Source organism: Gudongella ferriphila (assembly GCF_046224405.1).
Lineage (GTDB): Bacteria > Bacillota > Clostridia > Tissierellales > Tissierellaceae > Gudongella.
This window is the reverse complement of record NZ_JBJXRK010000011.1, coordinates 14,732-39,492: the sequence shown is the minus strand read 5'-3', so window position 1 is coordinate 39,492 and position 24,761 is coordinate 14,732. Positions and strand designations below refer to the sequence as shown.

Sequence of the window (24,761 nt, the reverse complement as noted above, 5' to 3'; positions counted from 1 at the left end):
ATTATGAAAAAGATATTTGCGTTTTTAGTTATTGCAGTGACTCTAATGGCTATTGTTGTATCTGCTGTAGCGCTGACATATCCATTGGTATACAAGGATTCCGTACTCAAATATTCAAAGGAGTACAACCTGGACCCCATGATGATTATGGCAGTAATAAAGACAGAAAGCAATTTTGACAAGGATGCCACCTCCATAAGGGATGCCAGAGGATTGATGCAAATTGCTGAATCAACTGGGAACTGGGCGTCGGAGGTGCTAAGGATAAAGGATTATGACCATGGAATGCTGTATGTACCTGAGATAAATATCCGATTCGGAACCTGGTACTTGCGGGAGCTGATTGATCAGTACGGCAATGATGCCGTGGCATTGGCTGCCTACAATGCTGGAAGTGGAAATGTTTCCAACTGGTTGTCAAACAAGGCCTACAGTGATGATGGAGAAAACCTTCAGAGCATACCTTTTCCGGAAACAGAGGAGTATGTAAGGCGTGTACTGAGGAACAAGGAGGTCTACGAACTTATCTATGGAAGTGGTATGGCCATTGGGAAAGATACCTTTTTTGATGGTCTTGTAATAAATACAAGAAATTGGCTTAAAAATATTATAAAAGGATTAAGGTAGATAAAATGAGGAATACAGCAATCTTAATGACAATTGCATTACTTTTATTGTCGGTGACCGGTTGTTCATTGGAACAGGACCCATCAGACATAGGAGAGATTCAGGAAGGCGTTGATTACTTTATTTTTGAAAATGCCGGAATCAGCCTTCCCTTAACCAGCTTCAAGACACTTAACCCGCTTTTTATAGATAATCTCAGCTATTATCACTTCAGTAAGCTCATATTTGAGGGCCTCTTTGAATACGATGAGAACCTTCAGCCTGTGCCAAGGCTTGCCAGCACCTATACGATTAGTGAGGATGGAAGGATGGTGGAGGTTTACTTGAGAAACGATGTATTGTGGCATAATGGAGAGAGTCTTGATTCGGAGGATGTTGTATTCACAGTCCAGACCATGAAGCGGGCAGGAGAGGATAGCCTGTACGGCAGGCTGGTTCGAAGTGGTGGCAATGCAGGAGATATGAACATACTATCAGCTAAAGCACTGTCGGAAAATAGAGTTGAAATAAGCTTCAGGGAGCCAATGGGAAACATTCTAGACATGCTGACATTCCCAATAATACCAAAAGAACTTGGAGCTGGGGCGCTGGCGGTGGAGGACTATATACCTGTTGGAACAGGACCCTACAAATTTGTGGAGCATGTTAAATTCAAGGAGGTTCACCTGGAATCAAATCCTCAGTACAGGGAAGGAGAACCCCAGATTTCATACATAACAGGTAAGATATTTGATAACAGGGAGTTGATACTTACCGCATTTGAAACTGGAAAGCTTGATTTGGCACCTACCATAGGTGTTGATTGGGACAAGTACGAGCACAATGAACGGATTTCCATATACGAGTACGTTTCCGGCGATCATGAGTTGCTGTCTTTTAACAACCAAAGTGTCATATTTTCATCTGAAGGATCGGAATCACTGCGGAAGGCAATTATTTATTCTATTGACAGGCAGTCAATAATAGACAAGGTATATCTGCAGCATGGAACCCAGGTTGATACACCTGTGCATCCATCCTCTTATCTGGCATCATCAGAGACGGACATGTATGGCTATAATATCGAAAGGGCCGAGAGTCTTTTGGCATCGGCTGGATATTCAGACCTTGATTTGGATGGTGTTCTTGAAGACAGCCAGGGAAACAAGTTAAGGGTGGAGTTATTGGTAAATCCCCAATCCGAGTTGAAGTTGAAAACAGCTGAAATGATTAAGATCAACCTGAAGGAGGTTGGCATTCAGGTGGAGTTAGTACATCCATCCGGGGAGAATGCTGATGAAATAACTGAAAACATGAGAAAAATGCTTCTTGATGGTGAATACAACATGGCGCTACTACAATGGGAACAGTCTACAATCCCGTTATTTGACGAATTTCTGGGAACAGGCAGACCAGAAAATCTGGCACACTATTCAGATGAAAATATGGATCTGTTGCTTTCAGGAATGAGGAACACATGGGACGAAAATTCAAAGGTGAGCATATATAAGGATTTTCAGGAATACTATGTTGAGAAGGTGCCCTATGGAAGTCTGCTTTTCAGAAACAAGGCTCTTTTGGTGGACTCAGGCATTTCAGGACCTCTTCAGCCAACCTACTATAATCTCTACAATGGATTGGAAGGTTGCTATCTTACAATGAGGACAAATTAGGATTGAAATTTGAGTGAAAAGATATTATAATGTATGAGTAACATTTCCAATGAGACAGTCATTCGGCTGTTTTATCCATTGTAATGTGCGAGTGTGCTGGAATAGGCAGACAGGCATGTTTGAGGGGCATGTGCCAGAATTGGCGTATGGGTTCAAGTCCCATCACTCGCACCACATCACTTTCAATCTCCCAAATTAACAAATATATATACCCTGATTTATATACATTAATAACAATTAATGTTATAATATATCCATAAGTGCAATTTTTTAAAAAAATTTAACAAAAATTGCTAAAATTATATCAAGTAAAGAGGTGGAATAAGAATGAACCAAGGTAAGTTGACTTTCAAAGGTGGCGTACATGTTCCTGAATATAAGGAGCTGGCAGAAAACAAGTCAATAGAAGTTGCTGAAAGTCCTCAATTTGCTTACATACCTTTGCATCAGCATATTGGTGCACCTTGTGACCCAGTTGTAAACGTTGGAGACAGGGTTACCATAGGACAAAAAATTGGGGAATCAGGAGCTTTTGTATCAGGTACTGTTCACGCAAGTATAGCTGGAACGGTAAAGGAAATCAAGATGATGTATACACCCACAGGTGCCAAGGCCAAATGTGTCGTTATTGAAAACGATGGCACCGATGAAATGCACGAGTCCGTAAAAGGAAGAAACCTTGACGACCTTTCTCCACAGGAGATTATTGGTCTTGTGAAGGAAAGTGGCATCACAGGAATGGGTGGAGCAGGCTTCCCGGCTCATGTAAAATTCTCAATTCCAGAGGATAAGAAAATTGACACCGTGATTTTGAATGGTGCAGAATGTGAACCTTACTTGACCAGTGACCATAGGTTAATGCTAGAAGATCCTGAATCCATTGTATTCGGTCTAAAGGCAATCAAGAAGGCTCTTGGAGTGGATAAGGCGTACATAGGAATCGAAAACAACAAAATGGATGCTGTTGAATCAATCCAGAAGGCTATCAGTCCAGAGGATGGAATTGAAGTTGCAGTACTTCAGACAAAGTATCCGCAAGGAGCAGAGAAGAGTATAATTTATGCAATAACAGGACGTAGTGTAGGAACAGGAGCACTTCCTCTAGAGGTTGGAGTTGTTGTTTCAAACGTTGCTACATCCAAGGCCATATCCGATGCCATACAGCACGGGAAACCATTGTATGAAAGACTAGTTACAGTTACCGGCAGAGGAATTGTCGAGCCCAAAAACCTTTTGGCAAGAATTGGAACTCCTTTTTCTGAATTGATTAAACAAAGTGGTGGATTCAATGGAAAACCTGGAAAAGTTATTTCAGGTGGACCGATGATGGGTATTGCCCAGTTTACACTGGATGTTCCAGTAATTAAAGGATCAGGAGGGATTCTGGTTCTACCTGAGGAAGAAGTTAAGGAAGAGCTTGTATTGCCTTGTATCAAGTGTGGCAAGTGCCTTGAAGTTTGCCCTTCAGGATTGCAGCCACTTTTCATTAGTGCCTATGCACTGAAGAATGATGTAGAGAAGGCAGACAGCTATTCAGCCATGGCTTGTGTGGAGTGTGGAGCATGTTCATTCATTTGTCCTGCAAAGAGACCACTTTCCGAGTCAATAAGAAACATTAAAAAAGAAATTATCGCAAAGAGAAAAAAATCATAGGTTAGGAGGAAGTCGAATGGATGGAAAAGTAATGGATCCAGCGAACAATGATACTGTCGTTTTGGACGATATGCTGATTGTATCCTTGTCACCCCACATCAGATCAGATGAGTCGGTGCAAAGAACAATGTTGGATGTAATAATTGCATTGGTCCCTGCAATGATCGGTAGTGTTTACTTCTTTGGATTTGATGCTATAAGATTGCTTCTTGTAACGGTAGTTGCAGCTTTGATATTTGAATATGGTATCCAGAAGTTATTCAAGAAGCCAGTTAGGATAATGGATTTAAGTGCTGTTGTAACTGGTGTTCTGTTGGCATTGAACCTACCAGCTGGAACACCTTGGTGGGTAGCGGTATTTGGAGCAGCTTTTGCAATTATAATTGTAAAGGAATTTTTTGGTGGTATCGGTCAAAACTTTATGAACCCGGCTTTGGGTGCTAGAGCTGCCCTGGTTGCATCATGGCCTGGCATTATGACTGCCTATACAAACCCTGATGGGATAAGTGCAGCAACTCCGCTGGGGATATTGAAGGCAGGAGAAGGTAGCTTGCCTGCTATCCAAAGGATGATATTTGGAGATATCGGGGGAGTCATTGGAGAAACATCAGCGATATTACTTCTGATTGGTGGGTTATACCTAATAATAAGAAACGTAATTGACTGGAAAATCCCAGTAATATACATAGCTACAACAACTGTTGTATTGATGCTTCTTGGTGTTGATTCAAGCAATTTGATTTACCATGTACTAGGTGGAGGTCTTATACTAGGTGCATTCTTTATGGCAACTGATTATGCCTCATCACCGGTTACACCAAAAGGGAAGATAATATTTGCTATAGGCTGCGGTCTGCTCACTGCACTCATAAGAGTTAAGGGTGGATTGCCTGAAGGTGTAAGCTATTCAATACTTATAATGAACGTAGCCACTCCATTAATCGAGAAGTTCACAAGACCTAAAGTTTTTGGGGAGGTAAAATAAATGAACGAGACTATAAAATTAGGTGTAGTTTTATTATTGGTAACAGCAATAGCAGGTGGAGTACTTGCTGGAGTTAACTCCGTCACAGCGCCTGTAATTGCTGAAAGGGAAAAGATGGAAAGCCTCAGTGCAATTCTTGAACTATTCCCTGATGCAAATGATTCAGTGGAGTACGACGAGGGCCAGGTAGCTGAGGTCGCATCATCAAACCCAAGTATAACGGAAGTAACGCAGGTACTTAAGGATGGAGAGGTATTAGGCTATGCCATGACAGTAGTCACTGGTGGCTATGCAGGAGATATCAGAACTCTTGTTGGAGTGGATTCCGAGGGTGCCCTTGCAGGGATCAAGGTTCTTGTAATGAGTGAGACGGCAGGTCTTGGGTCAAGGATAGTGGACGACCCTGCATTTGCGGAATCATTCCAGGGCAAGGGTGCAGGTGGAAGCGTCACTCCTTCCGGTGCAGGAGCAGGAGATGATGAAGTTATGATGTTATCAGGTGCTACAGTTTCGACAAATGCTGTGGTAAAAGGTGTTAACGAGGCTTTGGATGCCTTCGCTAGCAACCTATCCAATTAGAAAGGTAGGTGCGATCATTGAAAATTTCTACGATATTTAAGAATGGAATTATCAAGGAGAATCCTGTTCTTGTTCAGATGATTGGAATGTGTTCTGTTCTAGCGATAACAAACACTGTTGAGAACAGCTTGGGAATGTCAGCGGCTGTAATTGCAGTATTGCTTCTGTCGAATATTGTTATTTCAACAATTAGAAAGTTTATTCCTTCAAAAATCAGGATTCCAATTTTTATAGTAGTAATTGCAACATTTGTAACTATGGTTCAGATGTTTATGAATGCTTATGCCCAGTCACTTTATCAATCCTTGGGTATCTTCATCCCGTTGATTGTAGTAAACTGTCTGATTCTTGCAAGGGCTGAATCATTTGCTTCAAAAAATGGAGTTTTCTTGTCGGCAATGGATGGCCTGGCAATGGGCCTGGGATATACAGTAGCGGTTGTAGCCCTGGGAGCAGTTAGAGAGATTCTTGGATCAGGATCATTCCTTGGAATGAACCTGTTTGGAGAGAATTTCCAGGCAGCTGCAGTTTTCGTGAGCCCTGCAGGTGCGTTTATACTTCTGGGAATTTTGATAGGCATATTCAACGTTACAATCAAGAGTAAGGCAACCAACTAAGAGAAGGGGGTATGGAGATGAGTTTATTTGCTATAATGGTTTCAACTATTCTAGTCAACAACTATGTATTCGCAAGATTCTTGGGAATATGTCCCTTCCTTGGTGTTTCCAACAAAATGGAGACAGCAACCGGCATGGGATTTGCGGTTACATTTGTAACAACATTGGCATCAATAATAACATACATTATTCAGAATACCATTCTGAATACACTTGGATTACAGTACTTACAGACAATAGTATTCATACTTGTCATAGCATCACTTGTTCAGTTTGTAGAGCTTGCACTAAAGAAAATAAGTCCTGGACTTTACAGTGCAATGGGGGTATTCCTACCTCTTATAACTACAAACTGTATGGTTCTTGGTGTGGCGATTCTGAACATACAGGAAGGCTTCACTTTGCTTCAGACAACAGTAAACGCAGTTGGAGCATCTCTGGGATTCTTCCTGGCATTGATCTTGATATCTGCTTTAAGGGAAAAGATGGATATTGCGGATATTCCTGAAGCATTGGCAGGATTCCCAATTACACTGATCGCCGCTGGCTTAATGTCCATTGCCTTTACAGGCTTTGCTGGACTGGTTTAGGAGGTGTGAGAGATGACTAACATTATTAATCCGGTTGTCGTTCTCGGCGGCCTGGGACTGCTTTTCGGAGTATTGCTCTCAATTGCCTCGAAGGTTTTTGTGGTTGAAGTGGACCCCAAGGTAGAGGATGTGCTTAATGCATTGCCAGGTGCAAACTGTGGAGCATGTGGATACCCTGGCTGTGCTGGCTGTGCAGTTGCAATAGCTCAAGGAAAGGCACCTGTAACCGCTTGTACAATCGGTGGACAGAAGGTAGCGGAAAATGTTGCAGATATTATGGGTGTAAATGCAGCGCAAATGGATAGAAATGTAGCGGCTGTACTTTGCCAGGGAGATTGCGATAAGGCAAAGGACAAATACGTATATCAGGGACTTCAGGATTGCAGAATTCAGGCGACCCTTGCAGGGGGACAAAAGGAATGCTCCTATGGTTGTCTTGGATGTGGATCATGCTTTGATGTCTGTGAATTCAACGCAATCAGGATGATAAATGGAATAGCTGTTATTAACAAGGAAAATTGTACCGCATGTAACAAGTGCGTTGAGATTTGTCCAAAGAAAATAATTGAAATGGTACCTTATGACAGCACTGCAATAGTAAAGTGCAAGAGTGAGGATCCTGGAAAACTTGTAAGAGGTTATTGTTCAACTGGTTGTATTGGATGTCAGATATGTGTTAAAAATTGTCCGACAGAAGCATTCAGTTTTGAAAACAATCTTGCACGAATCAATTATGAGAAGTGCATAAATTGTCTGGTATGTGTAGAGAAATGTCCTACCAACGCCATTGACAATAGTTCAATTGTAAGTGAGGAATTTGCTAGGGAATTTGCTAGTTAGAATAGAGCCCGCCGGGCTCTATTTTTCCTTTTTGTAGCTTGTAAATGAAAGTTACAAATGATAAACTATAGAGGTGGTATTGTGACCTTATAAAGGATGATTCAATTGACTAAAGGCGATAAGTTTTTAATACTGTTTATAGTTATGCTGAGCTTTCTTTCCTTTGCTTACATCAACCGGTATGCTTTGTCAGATCAGGAAAGATATGTAAGTGTACAGGTAAATGGTCAGGAAGTGAAAAAGATTTTGTATGATGAACAATTGGTTGGTCATACAATACCTGTGGAATCCGAGTTCGGCTACAGTCTTATTGAAATTGGAGACAGACAGGTGAGGCTTGCTGAAGCCGATTGCCCTGATCAAATATGTGTACATCAAGGCTATGTTTCCAGAATCGGAGAGACTATTGTCTGCCTTCCAAACAAGTTGGTTATAGAGGTTAAAGGAGAATCAGGGGAAGATGATATTGATATAATGAATTATTAGAGTGGGGTAGACATGAGAAAAACAAATAAGATGATATTCATATCCCTTCTCGTTTCAGTGGGTCTTGCCCTCAGTGTGATAGAATCAGCTATACCATTGCCAATAGCCATGCCGGGAGCAAGATTGGGGCTATCAAATATGGTGGTTCTAGTCACACTGGTTGTTTTTGGATTCAAGGATGGCATAAAGGTCGGAATGCTTAAAAGTACAGTTCTGATGTTGGTAACGGGAAGTGTATCAAGTTTTATATACAGCATCTCAGGGGCGATATTGAGTTGCATTCTAATGCATATGGCCTACAAGTATTTTTCCAAGGTGTTCAGTTTAATAGGGGTAAGCATAATAGGTGCAGCGGCACATAATTTTGCTCAGGTTTCCGTCGCGGTTATGATGCTCAGCAACACAAGAATCTATTCATACTTACCATTTTTGCTGCTGGTCAGCCTTTTCTCAGGATATTTCGTAGGATTGTCCTCAACTTATATTGTGGAGAATCTCAAAAAGAATTTCCGCGTACTATTTTCAAGACAGGAGACAATATGAGAAAGATAGTTTTGGCATCTGCATCACCCAGACGTAAGGAACTTCTGGAACAGTGCGGAATTAAACCAGAAATAATAGCAAGCGACATAGACGAGAGAATATCCAACAACCATACTCCAGAAGAAATCACAATGAGTCTTTCCTTCCAAAAGGCTATGGAAGTTGCACTAAGGATCGGAGAGGGCTTGGTGATTGGAGCAGATACGGTAGTTGTTCTTGATGATGAGATTCTAGGTAAGCCTTTGGATGAAGAAGAGGCTTTTTCAATGCTCAGGAGACTAAGCGGAAAATGTCATCGAGTAATTACAGGATTCTCAATTATAGATGCAGAAGGCACAGAAAGAGTAGTGGATTATGAAACAACCAATGTTTATTTCAGATCACTGAGCGATCAGGAGATCAGCGATTATATTTCAACAGGAGAATGTGACGACAAGGCTGGAGCATATGGAATTCAGGGGAAAGGGGCCCTTCTTGTGGAAAAAATTGAAGGGTGCTATTTCAATGTAATGGGTCTTCCCATCTCAAAGCTGAATCACAGCCTTAAGAAATTCTTCAGCACCAGCTTTTAAAATCTTTATGTAGTTTTTTTTCATTAAAATTTACAATAAGGGTGATGCTTAGTTATGGAGATGGTCAGGACAGATGTTAGAGGGTACACAATAAAGGATCTTCCTTTAAGCGAAAGGCCTAGGGAAAAGCTTTTGGCAATGGGGCCGGGAGCACTTTCAAACAGTGAGTTACTGGCTGTCATCATCAGGACCGGGACAGGCAGTGAAACTGCTATTGAGGTTTCCAGAAGAGTCCTTTCAATGGACAGTAGAGGAGTTGCATTTCTTGCTGATGCATCAATAGGTGACCTGACAGACATAAAGGGGATTGGAAATTGCAAGGCTGCACAGATAATGGCGGCTATTGAGCTGGGTAAAAGGATGAAAAGATTGAATCCTTATGATAAGATAAGGGTAACTTCACCTGATGTGGTGGCGAATCTGGTTATGGAGGATATGAAGCTGCTTCAGAAGGAACATTTCAACATAGCAATTCTTGATACAAAAAATCAGATTATTAGCATAGAGAATATCTCAATTGGAACATTAAATGCATCAATTGTGCATCCAAGAGATGTTTTCAACGCTGCAATAAAGAAGAATGCAAATTCGGTAATTCTTCTACATAATCACCCTAGCGGTGATGTGAATCCAAGCAATGAGGATATTAACATAACCAAGAGACTCATTGAAGCTGGAAATATCATTGGGATTAAGGTCCTGGACCACATAATAATCGGCAATGATATCTTTCTTAGTATGAAAGAGAAAAATTTTATGTAATTATGGAGGAGTAAAATGGTATTATTTAAAGGTTTGACAAAGGATATGGGAATAGATTTAGGAACTGCGAATACACTGGTCTATATTAAAGGAAAAGGTATAATCTTAAGGGAGCCATCAGTTGTTGCAATTGATAGAAACACCAAAAATGTTCTGGCTGTTGGTGAGGATGCTAAGAAAATGATCGGTAGGACTCCTGGGAACATAGTAGCGATTAGACCATTGAAGGATGGTGTAATAGCAGACTTTGACATAACACAGGAAATGCTAAAGTATTTCATAAAAAAAGCTACTCAAAGAAAATCAGTATTTCAACCGAGAGTTGTTGTCTGTGTTCCAAGTGGTGTAACCGAGGTTGAGAAGAGAGCTGTTGAAGAGGCTACAATTCAGGCAGGTGCTAAGGAAGCATACCTTATAGAAGAACCAATGGCTGCAGCAATTGGTGCTGGCTTGCCTGTTCACGATGCAACAGGAAGCATGGTTGTAGATATCGGTGGAGGTACCACCGAGGTAGCTGTAATATCTCTGGGCGGAATAGTTACCAGCAAATCCATAAGAGTTGGTGGAGATGAGCTGGATACCTACATTGTGAACTATGTTAAGAAGGAATATAGTTTGATGATTGGTGAAAGAACTGCTGAAGAGGTAAAAATAGGTATAGGCTCTGCAATAAATGACCCTGAATTGGGGACAATGGAGATAAGGGGAAGGGACCTGGTAAGTGGGTTACCTAAGACATTGGAAATATCATCCAAGGAAATTTATGAGGCCTTAAGAGAGCCTGTGAATAATATAATTGACTCAATCAAGTCTACACTGGAAAAGACCCCACCGGAGCTGTCATCAGACGTTATGGAGTATGGAATTGTGCTTACCGGAGGAGGAGCAATGCTCAACGGGCTGGATTCATTGATAACAAAGGAAACAGGTATTCCTGTATTTGTTGCTGATGAACCGCTGGACTGTGTTGCCAATGGAACCGGGAAAGCACTGGATAGTATCGAAATATTGAAGAGAACATCAACGAGAAATAATAGATTAAGGTAGTGATTCCATGCATTTCCTAAGAAAATACAAGGAAAGAATGATAGTGATATCAATCGCTATCATTCTGCTTATTGTAATAGGTCAAACAAGTAAAGAGAGAGTTTCACTGTCGGGGATTGAAAGATTAACCGGTAATATTCTGTCTCCATTGACGAGTGGAGTAAACTCTGCAAGGGAAGGAATAGCCGGTTTTTTTTCTTCCATTGGAGATACATTTCAGGCTAGGGAAGAGAATGAATTGCTTAAGGATGAAATTAAGAAGCTCCAATCGGAGAACAGAGATCTACTCAACATAATTGGGAAGACGGATTATTTGAAAAATGAATTGGAGCTTGAAAAATCAACTGAATTGAACTTGATAAAAGGCAAGGTTGTTGGCAAGGAACCTGGGAATTGGTTTGACAGGTTCACCATTAATCTTGGTTCAGATGACGGAATAATTAAAGGCGCAACAGTTGTACAGGGCGTAGAGGTGGAACAGGAGCTGTACCAGGAAGGATTGGTCGGAAGAGTCGTGGATGTTGGAGACAACTGGGCAAAGGTAACCACTGTTATTGACGAGCTAAGCAGCGTATCCTTCAAGATAATCAGAACCCAGGATGGAGGGGTTCTCTCGGGAAGCGTGGATAGTCTCCTTCAAGGGTATCTTTTTAATTTCGAAGCGGATGTTATAGTTGGAGATAAACTATATTCTTCCGGACTTGGCGGGGTTTACAATGCGGATGTTTATATAGGAGAGGTTACTGAAATAAAGACAAGTCAGGAAGAGCTGACAAAAACCATTGTGGTTCAGCCAGCTGTGGATTTTAAGAAGCTTTACAATGTATTTGTTATAGTAAATTGAATGAGGGATTTAATTGACCATTCTACTTATTACCATGTCAATAATAATTAATATCATACTACAGGCCACTCTGATACCATATATCGGAGTTTTTGGTGTTGTTCCAAATACTGCCATAGTCCTGGTGGTAATGATAGCATTAAAAAAAGGGCGGGTATATGGGTCCGCCTTTGGACTTATTGTCGGGCTATTGCAGGATGTGCTCTTTTCAATCACCATTGGGGTAAATGCATTCATTCTATTCTTTATAGGCTACTTGGTTGGTTTTGCATATGAAAGTTTAACCAGGGAGTCCGGAATAAATCATTTCATATTCACAGCATTGTCTACCATATTCTACAATTTCATGTTCTCCTTGTTTCAGTTTTTTCTATCAAGGGATATAAACTTTGTTGATGCTGTAAAGAGCGTATTTTCACTGGAAGTAGTATATAATGGGATTATTGCTGTATTGTTATTTATGATTGTTCAAAGGATATTCATACAGCCAAACTTAAAATTTGGCAGGAGGTAGAGCGGTATGAAACTTAGAGAGAAACTTTTCAACAGGTACAGCTTAATGATATATATTCTTGTGCTTATTGTCACCATGCTTGTATTTAGGCTGGCTACACTGACAATTGCACAGGGGGACTATTACAGAGACCTGTCAGACAACAAGAGAGTGAAGGAGATATATACCACTGCACCAAGAGGTGAAATCCGTGACAGGCATGGAAGACTTTTGGCTGGGAATGTACCTACCTTTACTGTACAGCTGTTGAAGGATGAATTGAATATTGGAGATCGCTCCATAAGAAATGAAAGCCTGTTGCAGCTTGTAAGGCTTCTTGAAACCGATGGGGCAGAGTATGTAAATGATTATCCTGTGGAATTGAATTACATTAAGTACAGCTCAATAGATTCTTATTTGAGCAACGAGGATAGTCCAATGGATAAGCTCGTTAAAATTCTACTTGAGAATAGTCTGCTGAATGAGTTTCTGACAATGGAGTATAGCAAGCCCTACAATGATCATTTTGGCGTTACAATTTTCAAAAGGGCTCAGGATGTCCTAAGCGACAAGAATCCAGACATATATTCTTTGGATGGAGAATCTCCGGAGGATGTGGTTAGGATTGCTGAAATGCTCAGTGATGACAAGGTGAACACAAGAAAAATTGTTGACCATCCCGTGGCGAGACTGTTGGCCTATGAGCTGCTTCAAAGATACAGTCTTCAGGAAGATATTAAAATAGATGAATATGCTCTGACATATTATGAGGACTATGTTCTTCAAAAGACGGGTCTGATGGCTGAATATCCATTTATTACAATGAAAACATCAGGTGAAGAGGATTTCATAAATCTATTTAATGAAGTTGGAATGTATTCCTTTTTAAGCAGAGCTATACTTTTGGATGATGAGACAAATGAGTATCTGATTCCGGGAGAGATTCTCATTGAGGTCCTTGAGGATAATGGAGTCAGCTCTCCTGTGCAGATTAGCATAGGTGACAACGGTACAGATCTTTTATACAGTTTTGCGGATACAACTGGAATATCTGATCAGGATCCACTGGAACACCTTATAGAGACAGCCAAAGACAAGAATATCCTACATCTGTTCATAAAGGATGAGAGAATAAGATATCAGGCTCAGTCCCACTTGATAAACAGCGGAGTTAATCCAAGAATTTCCGTTGCAGGTGAAATTGAGTACGTGCATATCAATAATATGAACAACTGGTATGAGGCAAATAGAATTGAAAAGGGAACACCTCTTAAGGAAGCATTTGAAGCTGTGAGAGAAATCTACAGCATCGATGAAAATATTTCCCCATATGAGTCAAGGTCATTGCTTGGATTGATTAATCAGTTGAATATCCAAGGATACCTGGCATATCAGCCTATCAATATTGCATATGGAATCAAGGATGAAACCGTAGCTAAAATTGAAGAAGGTCTTTCTGGGGTACCAGGTATAAATGTATCAATTGAACCCGTTAGGATCTACCCCGAAGGTACAACGGCTTCTCACATACTAGGGTACATCGGTAAAATCAGTCAGCCCTTCGAAATTGAAAAATATATCAGGGAGGAAGGCTACTCTCCTGGTACTCTAATAGGGAAGACAGGAATAGAAGAGAGCTTTCAGCTTCAGTTAAACGGTCAGAGCGGTGTTAAAAAGGTAGAGGTAGACGTTATTGGGAATACGACAAATGTAATTGAGGAGATAATCCCTGTACCTGGAGATAATATTTACCTATCAATAGACCTCAAACTGCAAAAAACAGCAGAGGAGGCAATGGAACACACATTGGAGCAGCTAAGCAAAGGTGGGACCTTTAGGAGTGATTGGGGAGACTTTACATTTGGGACGCATCGTCGAAAGGGGCGGCCTTACATCAATGCAAATTCAGGTGCTGTAGTTGTACTGGATGTAAAAACCGGAGAAACTCTTGCCATGGTAAGCTACCCGTCCTATGACCCCAATCTTTTCTCAACTGGTATAAACAACACAGATTGGTTGAGCTTGTTTCCTGAGGACTCAGACAACCCATTGGCCGCAAGACCTCTATACAACATAGCTACTCAGACAGCCGTACAGCCAGGTTCCACGTTCAAGATGGTGACAGGTCTTACAGCTCTGGAAAAGGGCTTAAATCCACTTCTAAGGATTAGAGACATGGGTTATGTGACCGTTGGTGACAAGAGATTCCATTGTCTAATATATACCAATACTGGGGGAACACATGGATATGAGAACTTCTATGAAGCATTGAGGGATTCCTGTAACTACTACTTCTATACTTTGGCTCTTGGTAGAAACCAAAGAACCGGACAGGACATTGGAGTAAAAATAGAAATAGAGGACATTGTAGATATGTCCAAAAAGCTAGGTCTGAATGACAAGACAGGAATAGAGATAAACATACCAACGGAAGTATCAGGTGGAGTCCCTGACCCACAACGGAAAATCATCACTACAAAATATCTTTTGAAGCAAATGCTTCAAAGAATCATTGAAGGTTATCTGATGGAAGAGAGGGAATTTAGTGACGAGGAAGTTAATGATGCCATAGATGAGATAATAAGCTGGACGGAGCTTGAAGAAACATTGTCTAGGGCTGAAGTTGTGAGAAGGCTTTATGATATGGGAATAGAACCCGAGATGAGGCTACCCGGAGAACGAGAAGGTTTGGCCGACAAGATTAAGTATACCTACCTTAACCAGGCAGGATGGAATATTTCAGATACCCTCAATGTGACAATAGGTCAAGGTCAAAGCGCATACACTCCAATTCAAATGGCTAATTATATCTCCACTATAGCCAATGGTGGTTATCTCAACAAGGTTACACTTATAGACAGTATTCGAAACTACAATAATGTATCGATACTTTATGAGCATCAACCCCAGAGAGAGCGGATCGAACTGAATGATTATGAAAATTTGGAGCATGTGAAGGTGGGAATGGAAATGGTTGCAGATGATGGAACTGCAAGAAGGATATTCCAGAACTTTCCCGTACAGGTGGGGGTTAAGACAGGAACTGCAGAGAGAAGTGGCATCAATCCATCAACTGGTGATACATTTGATGATTTCGCGTGGTTTGTTGGTTTCGCTCCATATGATGATCCTGAGATAGCTGTGGCTGCAGTGCTGTTCCAGGGAGGGTCAGGAGGTTATGCAGCACCAATGGTAAGGGAAATAATCGCTGAATATCTTGGATTAAACGATGTTGAGCAAATAGACACTTTACCAATTGAAAACTCCATTACATTTGATTGATGTAAAATAAAAACCTAAAACTCTGGATTTTTATACCATAAACTAGTAGAATTAGAATAAGGCATTTATTTGGAGGTAGCACATGAAAAAAGATGTTGTTTCAATAAAGGGTGTAGCTGATGGCATTTACCTTAATGTGGAAGGAAACGACCTTGAGGTGATTAAAACCGAGCTTGAAAGCAAGATGAAGACGGCTTCAAATTTCTTTAAGGGTAGCAGATTCCTGGGTGTGAGGGGAGATGAGCTCTCAGAGGAAAATAGGGCTGAAATATTGCTGCTTCTAAAGTATAAATATGATTTTGAAATTCAAATTGAAAAATTACCAGAAGAAATGGTTTCTGCCAATTATGAGCCCAATAAAGACGTGATTGTGTCTGAATCTGAGGTTGTGCAGGAGGGCATGACCAAGTTTGTACACGGGACACTAAGGTCTGGCCAGGAGGTGTCCTATAACGGAAATATTGTTGTTATAGGTGATGTTAATCCGGGAGCACTGTTGAAGGCAAAGGGAAACATTGTAGTGCTTGGGTCCCTGAGAGGTGTTGCACAGGCAGGAGTTGGAGGAAATAGATATGCAGTTGTGGCGGCATATAGTCTGTTGCCCACACAGCTTAGAATAGCAGACTATATAGTAAGACCACCTGAGGATGATATACAGTACAAATATCCTGAAATTGCAAAAGTGGTTGATGGAGCAGTTGTAATCGAGCCTTATTTACCTAATAAATAAAAGGGAGGAACATAAATGGCTAAAGAGAAAATGGGAACAGCTATTGTTATTACATCCGGTAAAGGTGGTGTTGGCAAGACAACCACAAGTGCAAATATCGGGACCGGGTTGGCAAAACTGGGATATTCGGTTGTAGTTCTTGATGCGGATATTGGACTTAGAAATCTTGATGTGGTAATGGGTCTTGAGAACAGGATAGTTTATGATATAGTTGACGTAGTTGAAAAAAACTGCAAACTTAAGCAGGCACTGATAAAGGACAAGAGACATGAGAAACTTTACTTATTGCCAGCTGCACAGACAAAGGATAAGACAGCAGTGAAGCCTGAGCAGATGGTTGAACTTGTTAATGAACTTAAGAAGAGCCATGATTATATAATAATTGACTCACCCGCAGGTATTGAACAGGGATTCCAGTATTCAATCGCTGGAGCAGACCGTGGAATAATTGTTACCACACCTGAAATTTCAGCTGTAAGGGATGCGGACAGGGTAATTGGAATTCTAGAAGCCAATGAACTTCATGACCCTCAGCTAATAATCAATCGTATAAGACCTGATATGGTCAAAAGAGGGGATATGATGAATATTGATGATATTATCGATATCCTTGCAATTGACCTTATTGGAATAGTTCCTGATGACGAATCAATTGTAATCTCTACAAATAAAGGTGAGCCTGTTGTTATGGATGAAAAGGCCTTGGCAGGAAAGGCTTACAGGAATATTGTAAGGAGAATCACTGGTGAGGAAGTGGAGTTACTGAATCTGGAAGAAAATGATGAAAGTAAGTTCAGCAAGGTTCTTAAACTTATATTTGGCAAGTAAAGGAGGCGAACGGTTTGGATTTTTTCAAAATGTTTACTAGAAAAAAGGAAAACAGCAAGAATGTTGCAAAAGAAAGACTGAAGTTGGTATTGGTTCATGATCGCTCCGACCTGTCTCCTAGATTTCTTGAAATGATTAAGGGTGATATTGTCAAGGTGATTTCTCAATACGCAGAAATAGATGAGTCAGAAATTGAAATCAAGATGACTAAGATGAAGAAAGAAGGCAACAAATCTCCTGTATCAGCACTGGTTGCCAATATCCCCATTGTTAATGTAAAAGACAAGAAGAAGTGATTGCTCTAACCTTGGTTAGAGCTTTTCTTTTCCTGTGTGTAATGTTGTCATAGGGACAAGCAAAACAATTGAAAGGTGAATGGAATGATAAATAAATATAAATTGGATAAAATTTTAATGAAGGTTGAGAAGCCTTCCAGATATATCGGAATGGAGCAGAATATGGTACAAAAAAACCCTGATGAGGTTGATGTTCGCTTTGCTTTCTCATTCCCGGACGTTTACGAGGTGGGTATGTCACATCTTGGGATGCACATACTGTATAACCTCATAAACAACGAACCAAGATACTCCTGTGAGAGGGTTTTCGCACCCTGGGTTGACATGGAGGAGCAGATGAGAAAGGAGTCAATTCCCCTATTTACAATCGATTCCAAGGAGGAAGTTAAGGACTTTGACTTCTTGGGATTCACATTACAGTATGAAATGAGCTATACCAATATATTGAACATCCTGGACCTGGCAGGAATACCCATCCATTCCAGGGAAAGAGGCGAGGATTTTCCATTGGTTATTGCCGGTGGTCCTTGTGCATATAATCCTGAACCATTGTGGGAATTTATGGACCTTTTTGTCATTGGTGAAGGGGAAGAGGTTACACTGGAACTGATGAAAATATATGACAAGCACAAAAAAAACGGCTACAACAAGAGAAAATTCCTTGAGGAAGTGCAGGCTACAATGGAGGGTATATATGTACCATCCTTATACGATGTAAACTATAATGACGATGGAACCATCAAGGATAGATTTCCAATGATTTCAGGAATACCGGAAGTCATTGACAAGAGAATGATCAGAGACCTGGACAGCATGTTTTCTCCCGAGAAGATGATAGTACCGTATATGGAGACGGTACACGACAGAATCTCCATGGAGCTATTTAGGGGCTGCACCCATGGATGCAGATTCTGTCAGGCGGGAATGATTTATAGACCTATAAGAGAAAAATCTGTAGATAGGCTAATGGAGCTGGCAGAAAAGCTTGTAGATTCCACAGGATATGAAAACATATCACTTTCATCCCTGAGCTCCTGTGATTACTCGCAGCTTCACCTGCTGATATCAAGTCTTATGGAAAGATTCGAGGATAGAAAGGTTGGTGTATCCCTACCCTCATTAAGGTTGGATTCTGTAAGCATAGATATTTTGAAGGAAATCGAGAAGGTTAGGAAAACAGGCCTGACCTTTGCCCCGGAAGCGGGAAGCCAGAGGTTGAGAGATGTTATCAATAAGGGCGTTGATGAGGATGACCTTGTAAATGCTGTCAGCTATGCATTCAAGGAAGGCTGGTCAAGAATCAAGCTGTATTTCATGATCGGGCTCCCAACTGAAACAGATGAGGATGTAATGGGCATAAAGGAGCTGTCATATCTAGTGAAGGACCTGTTTTTCAACAGACCACCTGAAGAGCGAAAGGGTAATTTTCAAGTGACAGCGAGTGCGTCCTGCTTTGTTCCAAAGCCTTTTACTCCTTTCCAATGGCATGGGCAGGATACAATAGAGGAGTTCAACGATAAAATTAATTTTGTAAAGGGAAGTATAAAGGATAAGAAGGTAACCTTTAACTACCATGATCCAAGAGTCAGCTATATGGAAGCAATAGTTGCAAGAGGGGACCGAAGGGTAAGCAGCTTGCTTTACAGAGCTTGGGAGAAGGGCTGCAGATTTGATGGATGGTCTGAGCATTTCAAGTATGAAACCTGGTTGGAAGCCATGAGTGAGCTTGGAATGGACGGGAGCTTCTATGCCAATCGCAGCAGAGACTTTTCAGAGAATCTACCATGGGATTTCATAAACCCAGGACCAAGCAAGAAGTATCTCCAGAATGAATACACCAAGGCCATAAAGGGTGAAACCACAAGGGATTGCAGATTGGGCTGTACTGGATGCGGGATAAAGGATTGTGCAATGTGGGGGGTATTCAATTGATTTTAAGAACTAGATTTACCAAGGTTGGATATTTGAAGTATCTTTCTCATTTGGACATGGTAAGATTGTTTACCAGAACATTTTCAAAGGCTGGAATACCAATAAAGTTTTCAGAGGGCTTTAACCCTCATCCAAAATTTTCAATTGGGAATCCTCTGCCTTTGGGTACTGAAAGCATGGCAGAATACATGGATGTGGAGCTTGCTGAAAGGATGAATCCGGAAACCTTCATTGAAAGGATGAATAATGCTTTGCCTGAGGGAATTCAGATTATAGGATGTAAAACAGTTGAAAGGAGAGCATCTCTGACCTCAATCATAGCATGGTCCCACTACGAGATAAGATTCGTGTCTGAGAAATTGGATGAAGATATTTACTTTGAGGGAGCTCTGACACGCTGGAACAGACTTTCACAGGTTAATATTACAAAGAAGAAAAAGAAGGGCAAAAAGAAGGTTGAAAGACAACTTGACATTAAACCCCTCATTGGAAATATAACATACAAGGGCAAGGACAGTGAGGGTTTTCACGTGTTAAGTGCTCTCCTGAAATCTGGAGAGTCAGGCAACCTGAAGCCAATTGAGCTTGTTGAAGCCATGGAGAGGGAGCTTGAACTAAGCATTGACCTGGACATGGTTATGATAAAACGTCTTGATGTTTTTGCAGATGAGGATGGGGAAATCAAGGAACTTGCATAGGGGTGCAGCCAATGAACACAATATACATCGATTCACGGGATGGGATCAATAGAATATGTATTGTAGAGGATGGCAGACTTGTTGAATACTACAAGGAAGACACCGGCAGGCACAGGCTTCTTGGGAATGTCTACAGAGGTAGGGTGGTGAATATTCTTCAAGGAATGGAAGCTGCCTTTGTTGACATAGGTGAGGAGAGGAATGCCTATCTGAACATAAAGGATGCACTCGGCAGAGAGATGATGTACTCAAGGGATAGATTGACCATAGACCAGGTCTTGAAACATGGTGAGGATATCATGGTTCAGGTTGTGAAGGAGCCTTTGGGAAACAAGGGACCAAAAGTAACGACACATATTTCAATACCTGGAAGATATATGGTTCTCACTCCTTATTCAAACAGGGTTAACATATCAAAAAAAATCAGAGACCAGGAAGAGATTGAGAGACTAAAGCATCTGGGTAAGGATCTGGAAAGGGACAATATGGGAATGATTTTTAGAACCGTTTCCCAGGGTGTGGCTTCGGAACTTCTACAGGAGGAATACAAGGAGCTGGTTAGAATTTTCGAGAAGATAGAAGGAGAGAGAAACTATCTTCCTACACCAAAACTGATTTACAGCGAACCAGTCCTGGTTCTCCAGATACTAAGGGATTATTATGATGAATCCAAGACTGATGTTGTTACCAACAGCAAGGAGATTTATGATTATCTCAAATCAACCACAAAGTTAAGTGACTACAATCTAAAGGATAGATTGAAGTTTGACCAGCAATACAATATGGATTACCATATGAGCATACAAATGGATATGAAGGAGGCTCTTTCAAGGAAGGTTCAGCTTAAAAGTGGGGGGTATATTGTCATTGACGAGACTGAAGCCCTTACAGCTATAGATGTGAACACCGGGAAATATGTGGGAAGCCTTACTTTAAGTGACACAATCGTAAGGACCAATATCGAAGCTGCTGTGGAAATCGCAAGGCAGGTCAGGCTAAGGGATATTGGAGGCATAATTATTGTAGATTTTATCGACATGAAAAGCCAGGATAACATAGACATAGTACTTGGAAAGCTGGATAAGGAATTCAGAAAAGACAAGAATAAGCCCTATGTGGTGGGAATGACCAAGCTGAATCTTGTGGAGGTTGTCAGAAAGAGAAACAGGCCTACACTTGACAAGGAGACAACAATAGTATGCCCGACCTGCAATGGAAGAGGCCGAATTAGGAAAAATGAAGCTTGACAATAGCGGTTTATTTTGTTAAACTATCTTAGGTGTAGAGCCGCTCAATATGGGTTTTAAGCATAGTCACCTGATATTGGCGAGACTAGGTAAGAGGAGGTGCAGTAAATGTACGCAATTATTGAAACAGGCGGTAAGCAATATAAAGTTCAGGAAGGCGATGTAGTTTTCGTTGAGAAGCTAAACGCTGAAGAAGGCGACGCTGTTAATTTTGACAAAGTTCTTTTAATGTCAACTGATTCAGGAGTGACTCCTGGAAAGCCATTCGTAGAAGGAGCTAAGGTTGAAGGAACGGTTCTTGCTCAAGGCAAGGCAAAGAAAATTGTGGTGTTCAAGTATAAGGCTAAAAAGAACATCAGAAAGAAGCAAGGACATAGACAACCATTTACTAAGGTTCAAATTGACAAGATTGTAGGTTAATTATGATCAAGGTAATAATTGAAACTGACAAAACAGGGAACATGGTATCCTTTGAGATGTCAGGACACGCGGAATATGGACCATATGGAGAAGATATTGTATGTGCGGCTGCATCGGTTTTGGGTTACACGGCTCTTAGAGCCATTGTAGAAGTAGCCGGCATAGATGAAGCAAGCCTTGACTACAAGGTTGACGATAATATGGGCTATATGAAGGTGAATATGGATACAGAAATGGGAAACGGTAATTTATCCGATGTCCAGGTGATATTAAGGACCTACGAGGTCGGAATCAAATCAATGATAGAAAGTTACCCTAAATATATCACTCTTGAATATAGGGGAGGTGGAACTCGTGTTTAAATTGAATTTACAATTGTTTGCTTCTAAAAAAGGAGTAGGTAGTTCAAAGAACGGTAGAGACAGTGAGTCTAAGAGACTTGGTGTCAAAAGAGGAGATGGACAGTTTGTATTGGCAGGAAATATCTTGGTAAGACAAAGAGGAACTAAAATCCATCCAGGTAACAACGTACAAATAGGTGGGGATGATACATTATTTGCCACAGTTGATGGTGTTGTTAAATATGAAAGAAAAGGTCGCGACAAGAAACAAGTTAGCGTCTATCCTCGAGAAGAATTAGCGTAAATTTTAAGCTTACCGTCTGGTAAGCTTTAATTTTTTTGTATTGGAGCTGATGTTTCCCAAGAACAGTGTTAAAGGTGCTTTTTGGGGTAACAAATAATAGATGGCTAAGACCCAGAATGTATAAATAATGTAAATGAGGATGATGGTAATGTTTATTGATGTTGCAAAAATATCTGTTAAGGCAGGAAAAGGCGGAAATGGTATAGTTGCATGGAGAAGGGAAAAGTATGAGCCATCTGGAGGCCCCTATGGTGGAGATGGGGGAAAAGGTGGTTCCATAATACTCTATGCGGATGAAGGAATAAGAACGTTAATGGACTTTAGATATAAACGGTCCTACGTAGGAGAAAACGGTGAAGACGGCAGGGCAAAAAAGCAATTTGGCAAGGATGGTTCAGACACTTACCTTAAGGTGCCGGTAGGTACACTGATAAAGGATGAGGAGACTGGTAAGGTTATAGTTGACCTGAAGGAGCCTGGTCAGGAATTTGTGATTGCCAAAGGCGGTAAAGGTGGACGTGGAAATGCAAAATTTGCCACAGCTACCCGCCAGGCACCTGGTTTTGCTGAGGCAGGGACTAAGGGGCAGGAAAGAAAAATCGTTCTGGAGCTGAAACTTTTGGCTGATGTCGGCTTGATAGGGTTTCCAAATGTTGGGAAATCAACAATATTATCAACAATATCAGCAGCAAAGCCAAAGATAGCAAATTATCATTTTACTACACTAAAACCAAATCTTGGAGTGGTAAGGGTAGGGGAAGAAAAAAGCTTTGTAATTGCTGATATACCTGGACTTATCGAAGGCGCTTCACAGGGAGCAGGTCTTGGGCATGATTTCCTGAGACATATTGAAAGAACCAGGGTGCTGGTCCATGTACTGGATTCATCCGGTAGCGAAGGAAGAAATCCCATTGATGATTTCCACAAGATCAATGAAGAGCTGTTTCAATATAATGAGAAGCTGAGGGACAAGCCTCAGATAATAGTTGCAAACAAGATTGACCTGCCCTCATCCAATGAATGGATTGATAGAATAAAGGAAGAATTCATACCCAAGGGGCATCAGGTTCTCGAGGTTTCAGCAGCGACCAAGGAAGGAATTCAGGAATTGGTTTATGCAATTTGGAATCTTCTGGAGAATACTGAGACATCTTACGAAACTTATGATGAAGAATATGTGGAAGCCATTGCTCCCAGACGTGATGAAATAATTGTCCGAAAAGAGGATGAAAGATTCATTGTAGAGGGAGATTTCATGGAAAGACTCCTGGGATCCACATATATGGATGATTCTGATTCCCTGAGATATTTTCAGGAGATGCTAAGAAAGAAAGGTGTCATTGACAGGCTGAAGGAACTGGGGATAACCGAGGGAGATTCAGTATTCATCTGTGATTACGAATTTGAATTTTTTGAATAGAAGAGGAAGTGAAAAAGTGTTAACAGGAAAACAGAGAAGTTATTTAAAGAGCATTGCACATAATCTAGACCCAATATTTCAGCTGGGAAAGAATGGTTTGACAGAGAATTTTGTCAAGCAGGTGGATGATGCTCTGACTGCAAGAGAGATTGTAAAAGTAAGCGTATTGAAAAACAGTGTTCTTGACCCCACTGATGTAGCGGTGGAGCTTGTCGAGACACTTAATGCAGAATTTGTACAAAGTATTGGAAGAAGATTTGTAATCTACAGGGAATCAAAGGACAACAAAACAATCGTGCTTCCCTAGGGATAGTGGGCTTCAGATATTTCTGAAGTCCTATGTCATCTGGGAGAAGGAGGGATATAATGGCAATTGGATTAATTGGTGGAACCTTTAACCCAATTCATATGGGTCATCTGCTTGTAGGGGAATACATTCGGGATGAGTGGGATCTTGATAAAGTGATTTATATACCATCCGCCAATCCACCACACAAAATTGGTGGGGATGTTATTGATGCTAGCTATAGAATGCGACTTGTGGAACTGGCGATTGAGGATAATCCATATTTTCAGATGAGTGATATTGAGTTTAGAAGGGAAGGGTATTCCTACACAATTGACACAATAAGGCAGATGAGTATAGAATATCCATATGAGAAGCTCTACTTTATAATTGGAACAGACACCTTGTTCGAGCTTGAAACATGGAAAAATTTCAAGGAAATTGCCAAAGAGATTGATTTTATAATGTATGGCCGTGGCACCCACTCCGAGGAAGAAATTGAGGAAAAACTATGGAGTCTGAGGAATGGTTATGGTTTTAAAATCAATAGGAGTAAAGGTCCGGAGGTTGAGATATCATCAACCCAAATCAGAGATAGGATAAATAAGGGCCAATCAGTAAAGTATATGATTCCGGATATCCTTATTGAAGAGATCAAAAGGGAATCCTTATACAAAGGGGAATGAA

At 40.9% G+C, this 24,761-nt stretch carries 28 protein-coding genes and 1 tRNA gene; all 29 read left to right on the top strand.

Annotation, left to right across the window (positions count from 1 at the left end; genetic code table 11):
* Positions 1-3: 3 nt before the first annotated feature.
* The 29 genes from ACKVDP_RS07885 (at position 4) to nadD (ending at position 24,760) form a co-directional block, all read left to right on the top strand.
* Positions 4-627 carry a lytic transglycosylase domain-containing protein gene (locus tag ACKVDP_RS07885; protein WP_409228274.1) on the top strand — a complete coding sequence of 208 codons (624 nt, stop codon included), beginning with the start codon at positions 4-6 and terminating at the stop codon, positions 625-627.
* Between the two features lie 26 nt (positions 628-653).
* Positions 654-2,279: an ABC transporter substrate-binding protein gene (locus ACKVDP_RS07880; RefSeq protein WP_409228273.1), complete on the top strand. Its 1,626-nt coding sequence runs from the start codon at positions 654-656 to the stop codon at positions 2,277-2,279.
* Between the two features lie 87 nt (positions 2,280-2,366).
* Positions 2,367-2,453: transfer RNA gene (locus ACKVDP_RS07875), tRNA-Leu, on the top strand.
* 153 nt (positions 2,454-2,606) lie between these two features.
* Positions 2,607-3,932 (top strand): electron transport complex subunit RsxC, encoded by a 1,326-nt coding sequence (gene rsxC, locus ACKVDP_RS07870; RefSeq protein ID WP_409228272.1) that lies wholly within the window; start codon positions 2,607-2,609, stop codon positions 3,930-3,932.
* Positions 3,933-3,963: 31 nt separating this feature from the next.
* On the top strand, positions 3,964-4,917 hold the full coding sequence (locus tag ACKVDP_RS07865; RefSeq protein WP_409228297.1) for an RnfABCDGE type electron transport complex subunit D: 954 nt from the start codon (positions 3,964-3,966) through the stop codon (positions 4,915-4,917).
* On the top strand, positions 4,918-5,496 hold the full coding sequence (locus ACKVDP_RS07860) for an RnfABCDGE type electron transport complex subunit G (RefSeq protein ID WP_409228271.1): 579 nt from the start codon (positions 4,918-4,920) through the stop codon (positions 5,494-5,496).
* 17 nt (positions 5,497-5,513) lie between these two features.
* Entirely contained in the window at positions 5,514-6,113 is a 600-nt protein-coding gene (gene rsxE / locus ACKVDP_RS07855; RefSeq protein WP_409228270.1) for an electron transport complex subunit RsxE, read from the top strand.
* Between the two features lie 11 nt (positions 6,114-6,124).
* Positions 6,125-6,703, top strand: a complete 579-nt coding sequence (locus ACKVDP_RS07850) for an electron transport complex protein RnfA (RefSeq protein WP_409228269.1) — start codon at positions 6,125-6,127, stop codon at positions 6,701-6,703.
* A 12-nt stretch (positions 6,704-6,715) separates the two neighbouring features.
* Positions 6,716-7,543: an RnfABCDGE type electron transport complex subunit B gene (locus ACKVDP_RS07845; RefSeq protein ID WP_409228268.1), complete on the top strand. Its 828-nt coding sequence runs from the start codon at positions 6,716-6,718 to the stop codon at positions 7,541-7,543.
* A 105-nt stretch (positions 7,544-7,648) separates the two neighbouring features.
* Positions 7,649-8,029 (top strand): NusG domain II-containing protein, encoded by a 381-nt coding sequence (locus ACKVDP_RS07840; RefSeq protein WP_409228267.1) that lies wholly within the window; start codon positions 7,649-7,651, stop codon positions 8,027-8,029.
* A 12-nt stretch (positions 8,030-8,041) separates the two neighbouring features.
* Positions 8,042-8,572, top strand: a complete 531-nt coding sequence (locus ACKVDP_RS07835; protein WP_409228266.1) for a Gx transporter family protein — start codon at positions 8,042-8,044, stop codon at positions 8,570-8,572.
* Positions 8,569-9,144 (top strand): Maf family protein, encoded by a 576-nt coding sequence (locus ACKVDP_RS07830; RefSeq protein WP_409228265.1) that lies wholly within the window; start codon positions 8,569-8,571, stop codon positions 9,142-9,144. The genes ACKVDP_RS07835 and ACKVDP_RS07830 overlap by 4 nt, the downstream gene beginning before the upstream one ends.
* Positions 9,145-9,198: 54 nt before the next feature.
* A complete protein-coding gene (radC, locus tag ACKVDP_RS07825; RefSeq protein ID WP_409228264.1) occupies positions 9,199-9,906 on the top strand; it encodes a RadC family protein in 708 nt (235 codons plus the stop codon).
* Positions 9,907-9,921: 15 nt separating this feature from the next.
* Positions 9,922-10,953 carry a rod shape-determining protein gene (locus ACKVDP_RS07820; protein ID WP_409228263.1) on the top strand — a complete coding sequence of 344 codons (1,032 nt, stop codon included), beginning with the start codon at positions 9,922-9,924 and terminating at the stop codon, positions 10,951-10,953.
* A gap of 7 nt (positions 10,954-10,960) precedes the next feature.
* Positions 10,961-11,797, top strand: coding sequence for a rod shape-determining protein MreC (mreC, locus tag ACKVDP_RS07815; RefSeq protein WP_409228262.1), 837 nt, complete (start codon positions 10,961-10,963; stop codon positions 11,795-11,797).
* A 13-nt stretch (positions 11,798-11,810) separates the two neighbouring features.
* On the top strand, positions 11,811-12,311 hold the full coding sequence (gene mreD / locus ACKVDP_RS07810) for a rod shape-determining protein MreD (RefSeq protein ID WP_409228261.1): 501 nt from the start codon (positions 11,811-11,813) through the stop codon (positions 12,309-12,311).
* Positions 12,312-12,317: 6 nt separating this feature from the next.
* Positions 12,318-15,572 (top strand): penicillin-binding transpeptidase domain-containing protein, encoded by a 3,255-nt coding sequence (locus ACKVDP_RS07805; protein WP_409228260.1) that lies wholly within the window; start codon positions 12,318-12,320, stop codon positions 15,570-15,572.
* 82 nt (positions 15,573-15,654) lie between these two features.
* Positions 15,655-16,302 (top strand): septum site-determining protein MinC, encoded by a 648-nt coding sequence (gene minC / locus ACKVDP_RS07800; RefSeq protein ID WP_409228259.1) that lies wholly within the window; start codon positions 15,655-15,657, stop codon positions 16,300-16,302.
* A gap of 15 nt (positions 16,303-16,317) precedes the next feature.
* A complete protein-coding gene (gene minD / locus ACKVDP_RS07795; RefSeq protein ID WP_458306238.1) occupies positions 16,318-17,130 on the top strand; it encodes a septum site-determining protein MinD in 813 nt (270 codons plus the stop codon).
* A gap of 14 nt (positions 17,131-17,144) precedes the next feature.
* Positions 17,145-17,426, top strand: coding sequence for a cell division topological specificity factor MinE (minE, locus tag ACKVDP_RS07790; protein WP_409228258.1), 282 nt, complete (start codon positions 17,145-17,147; stop codon positions 17,424-17,426).
* Between the two features lie 117 nt (positions 17,427-17,543).
* The gene (locus tag ACKVDP_RS07785; RefSeq protein ID WP_409228257.1) at positions 17,544-19,358 is read left to right on the top strand and encodes a TIGR03960 family B12-binding radical SAM protein; all 1,815 of its coding nucleotides are present in this window, start codon (positions 17,544-17,546) and stop codon (positions 19,356-19,358) included.
* The gene (locus ACKVDP_RS07780; protein WP_409228256.1) at positions 19,355-20,056 is read left to right on the top strand and encodes a TIGR03936 family radical SAM-associated protein; all 702 of its coding nucleotides are present in this window, start codon (positions 19,355-19,357) and stop codon (positions 20,054-20,056) included. The genes ACKVDP_RS07785 and ACKVDP_RS07780 overlap by 4 nt, the downstream gene beginning before the upstream one ends.
* Before the next feature lie 11 nt (positions 20,057-20,067).
* Positions 20,068-21,303 carry an Rne/Rng family ribonuclease gene (locus ACKVDP_RS07775; RefSeq protein WP_409228255.1) on the top strand — a complete coding sequence of 412 codons (1,236 nt, stop codon included), beginning with the start codon at positions 20,068-20,070 and terminating at the stop codon, positions 21,301-21,303.
* A gap of 108 nt (positions 21,304-21,411) precedes the next feature.
* On the top strand, positions 21,412-21,723 hold the full coding sequence (rplU, locus tag ACKVDP_RS07770) for a 50S ribosomal protein L21 (RefSeq protein ID WP_409228253.1): 312 nt from the start codon (positions 21,412-21,414) through the stop codon (positions 21,721-21,723).
* 2 nt (positions 21,724-21,725) lie between these two features.
* Positions 21,726-22,085, top strand: a complete 360-nt coding sequence (locus ACKVDP_RS07765; protein WP_409228252.1) for a ribosomal-processing cysteine protease Prp — start codon at positions 21,726-21,728, stop codon at positions 22,083-22,085.
* Complete coding sequence (rpmA, locus tag ACKVDP_RS07760; RefSeq protein WP_409228251.1) at positions 22,078-22,368, top strand: 50S ribosomal protein L27; 291 nt, start codon at positions 22,078-22,080, stop codon at positions 22,366-22,368. Before ACKVDP_RS07765 ends, rpmA begins: the two co-directional genes overlap by 8 nt.
* A gap of 148 nt (positions 22,369-22,516) precedes the next feature.
* Entirely contained in the window at positions 22,517-23,788 is a 1,272-nt protein-coding gene (gene obgE / locus ACKVDP_RS07755; RefSeq protein ID WP_409228250.1) for a GTPase ObgE, read from the top strand.
* Positions 23,789-23,804: 16 nt separating this feature from the next.
* Positions 23,805-24,095 carry a ribosome assembly RNA-binding protein YhbY gene (gene yhbY, locus ACKVDP_RS07750; RefSeq protein ID WP_409228249.1) on the top strand — a complete coding sequence of 97 codons (291 nt, stop codon included), beginning with the start codon at positions 23,805-23,807 and terminating at the stop codon, positions 24,093-24,095.
* 59 nt (positions 24,096-24,154) lie between these two features.
* Positions 24,155-24,760 (top strand): nicotinate-nucleotide adenylyltransferase, encoded by a 606-nt coding sequence (nadD, locus tag ACKVDP_RS07745; protein WP_409228247.1) that lies wholly within the window; start codon positions 24,155-24,157, stop codon positions 24,758-24,760.
* Position 24,761 lies beyond the last annotated feature (1 nt).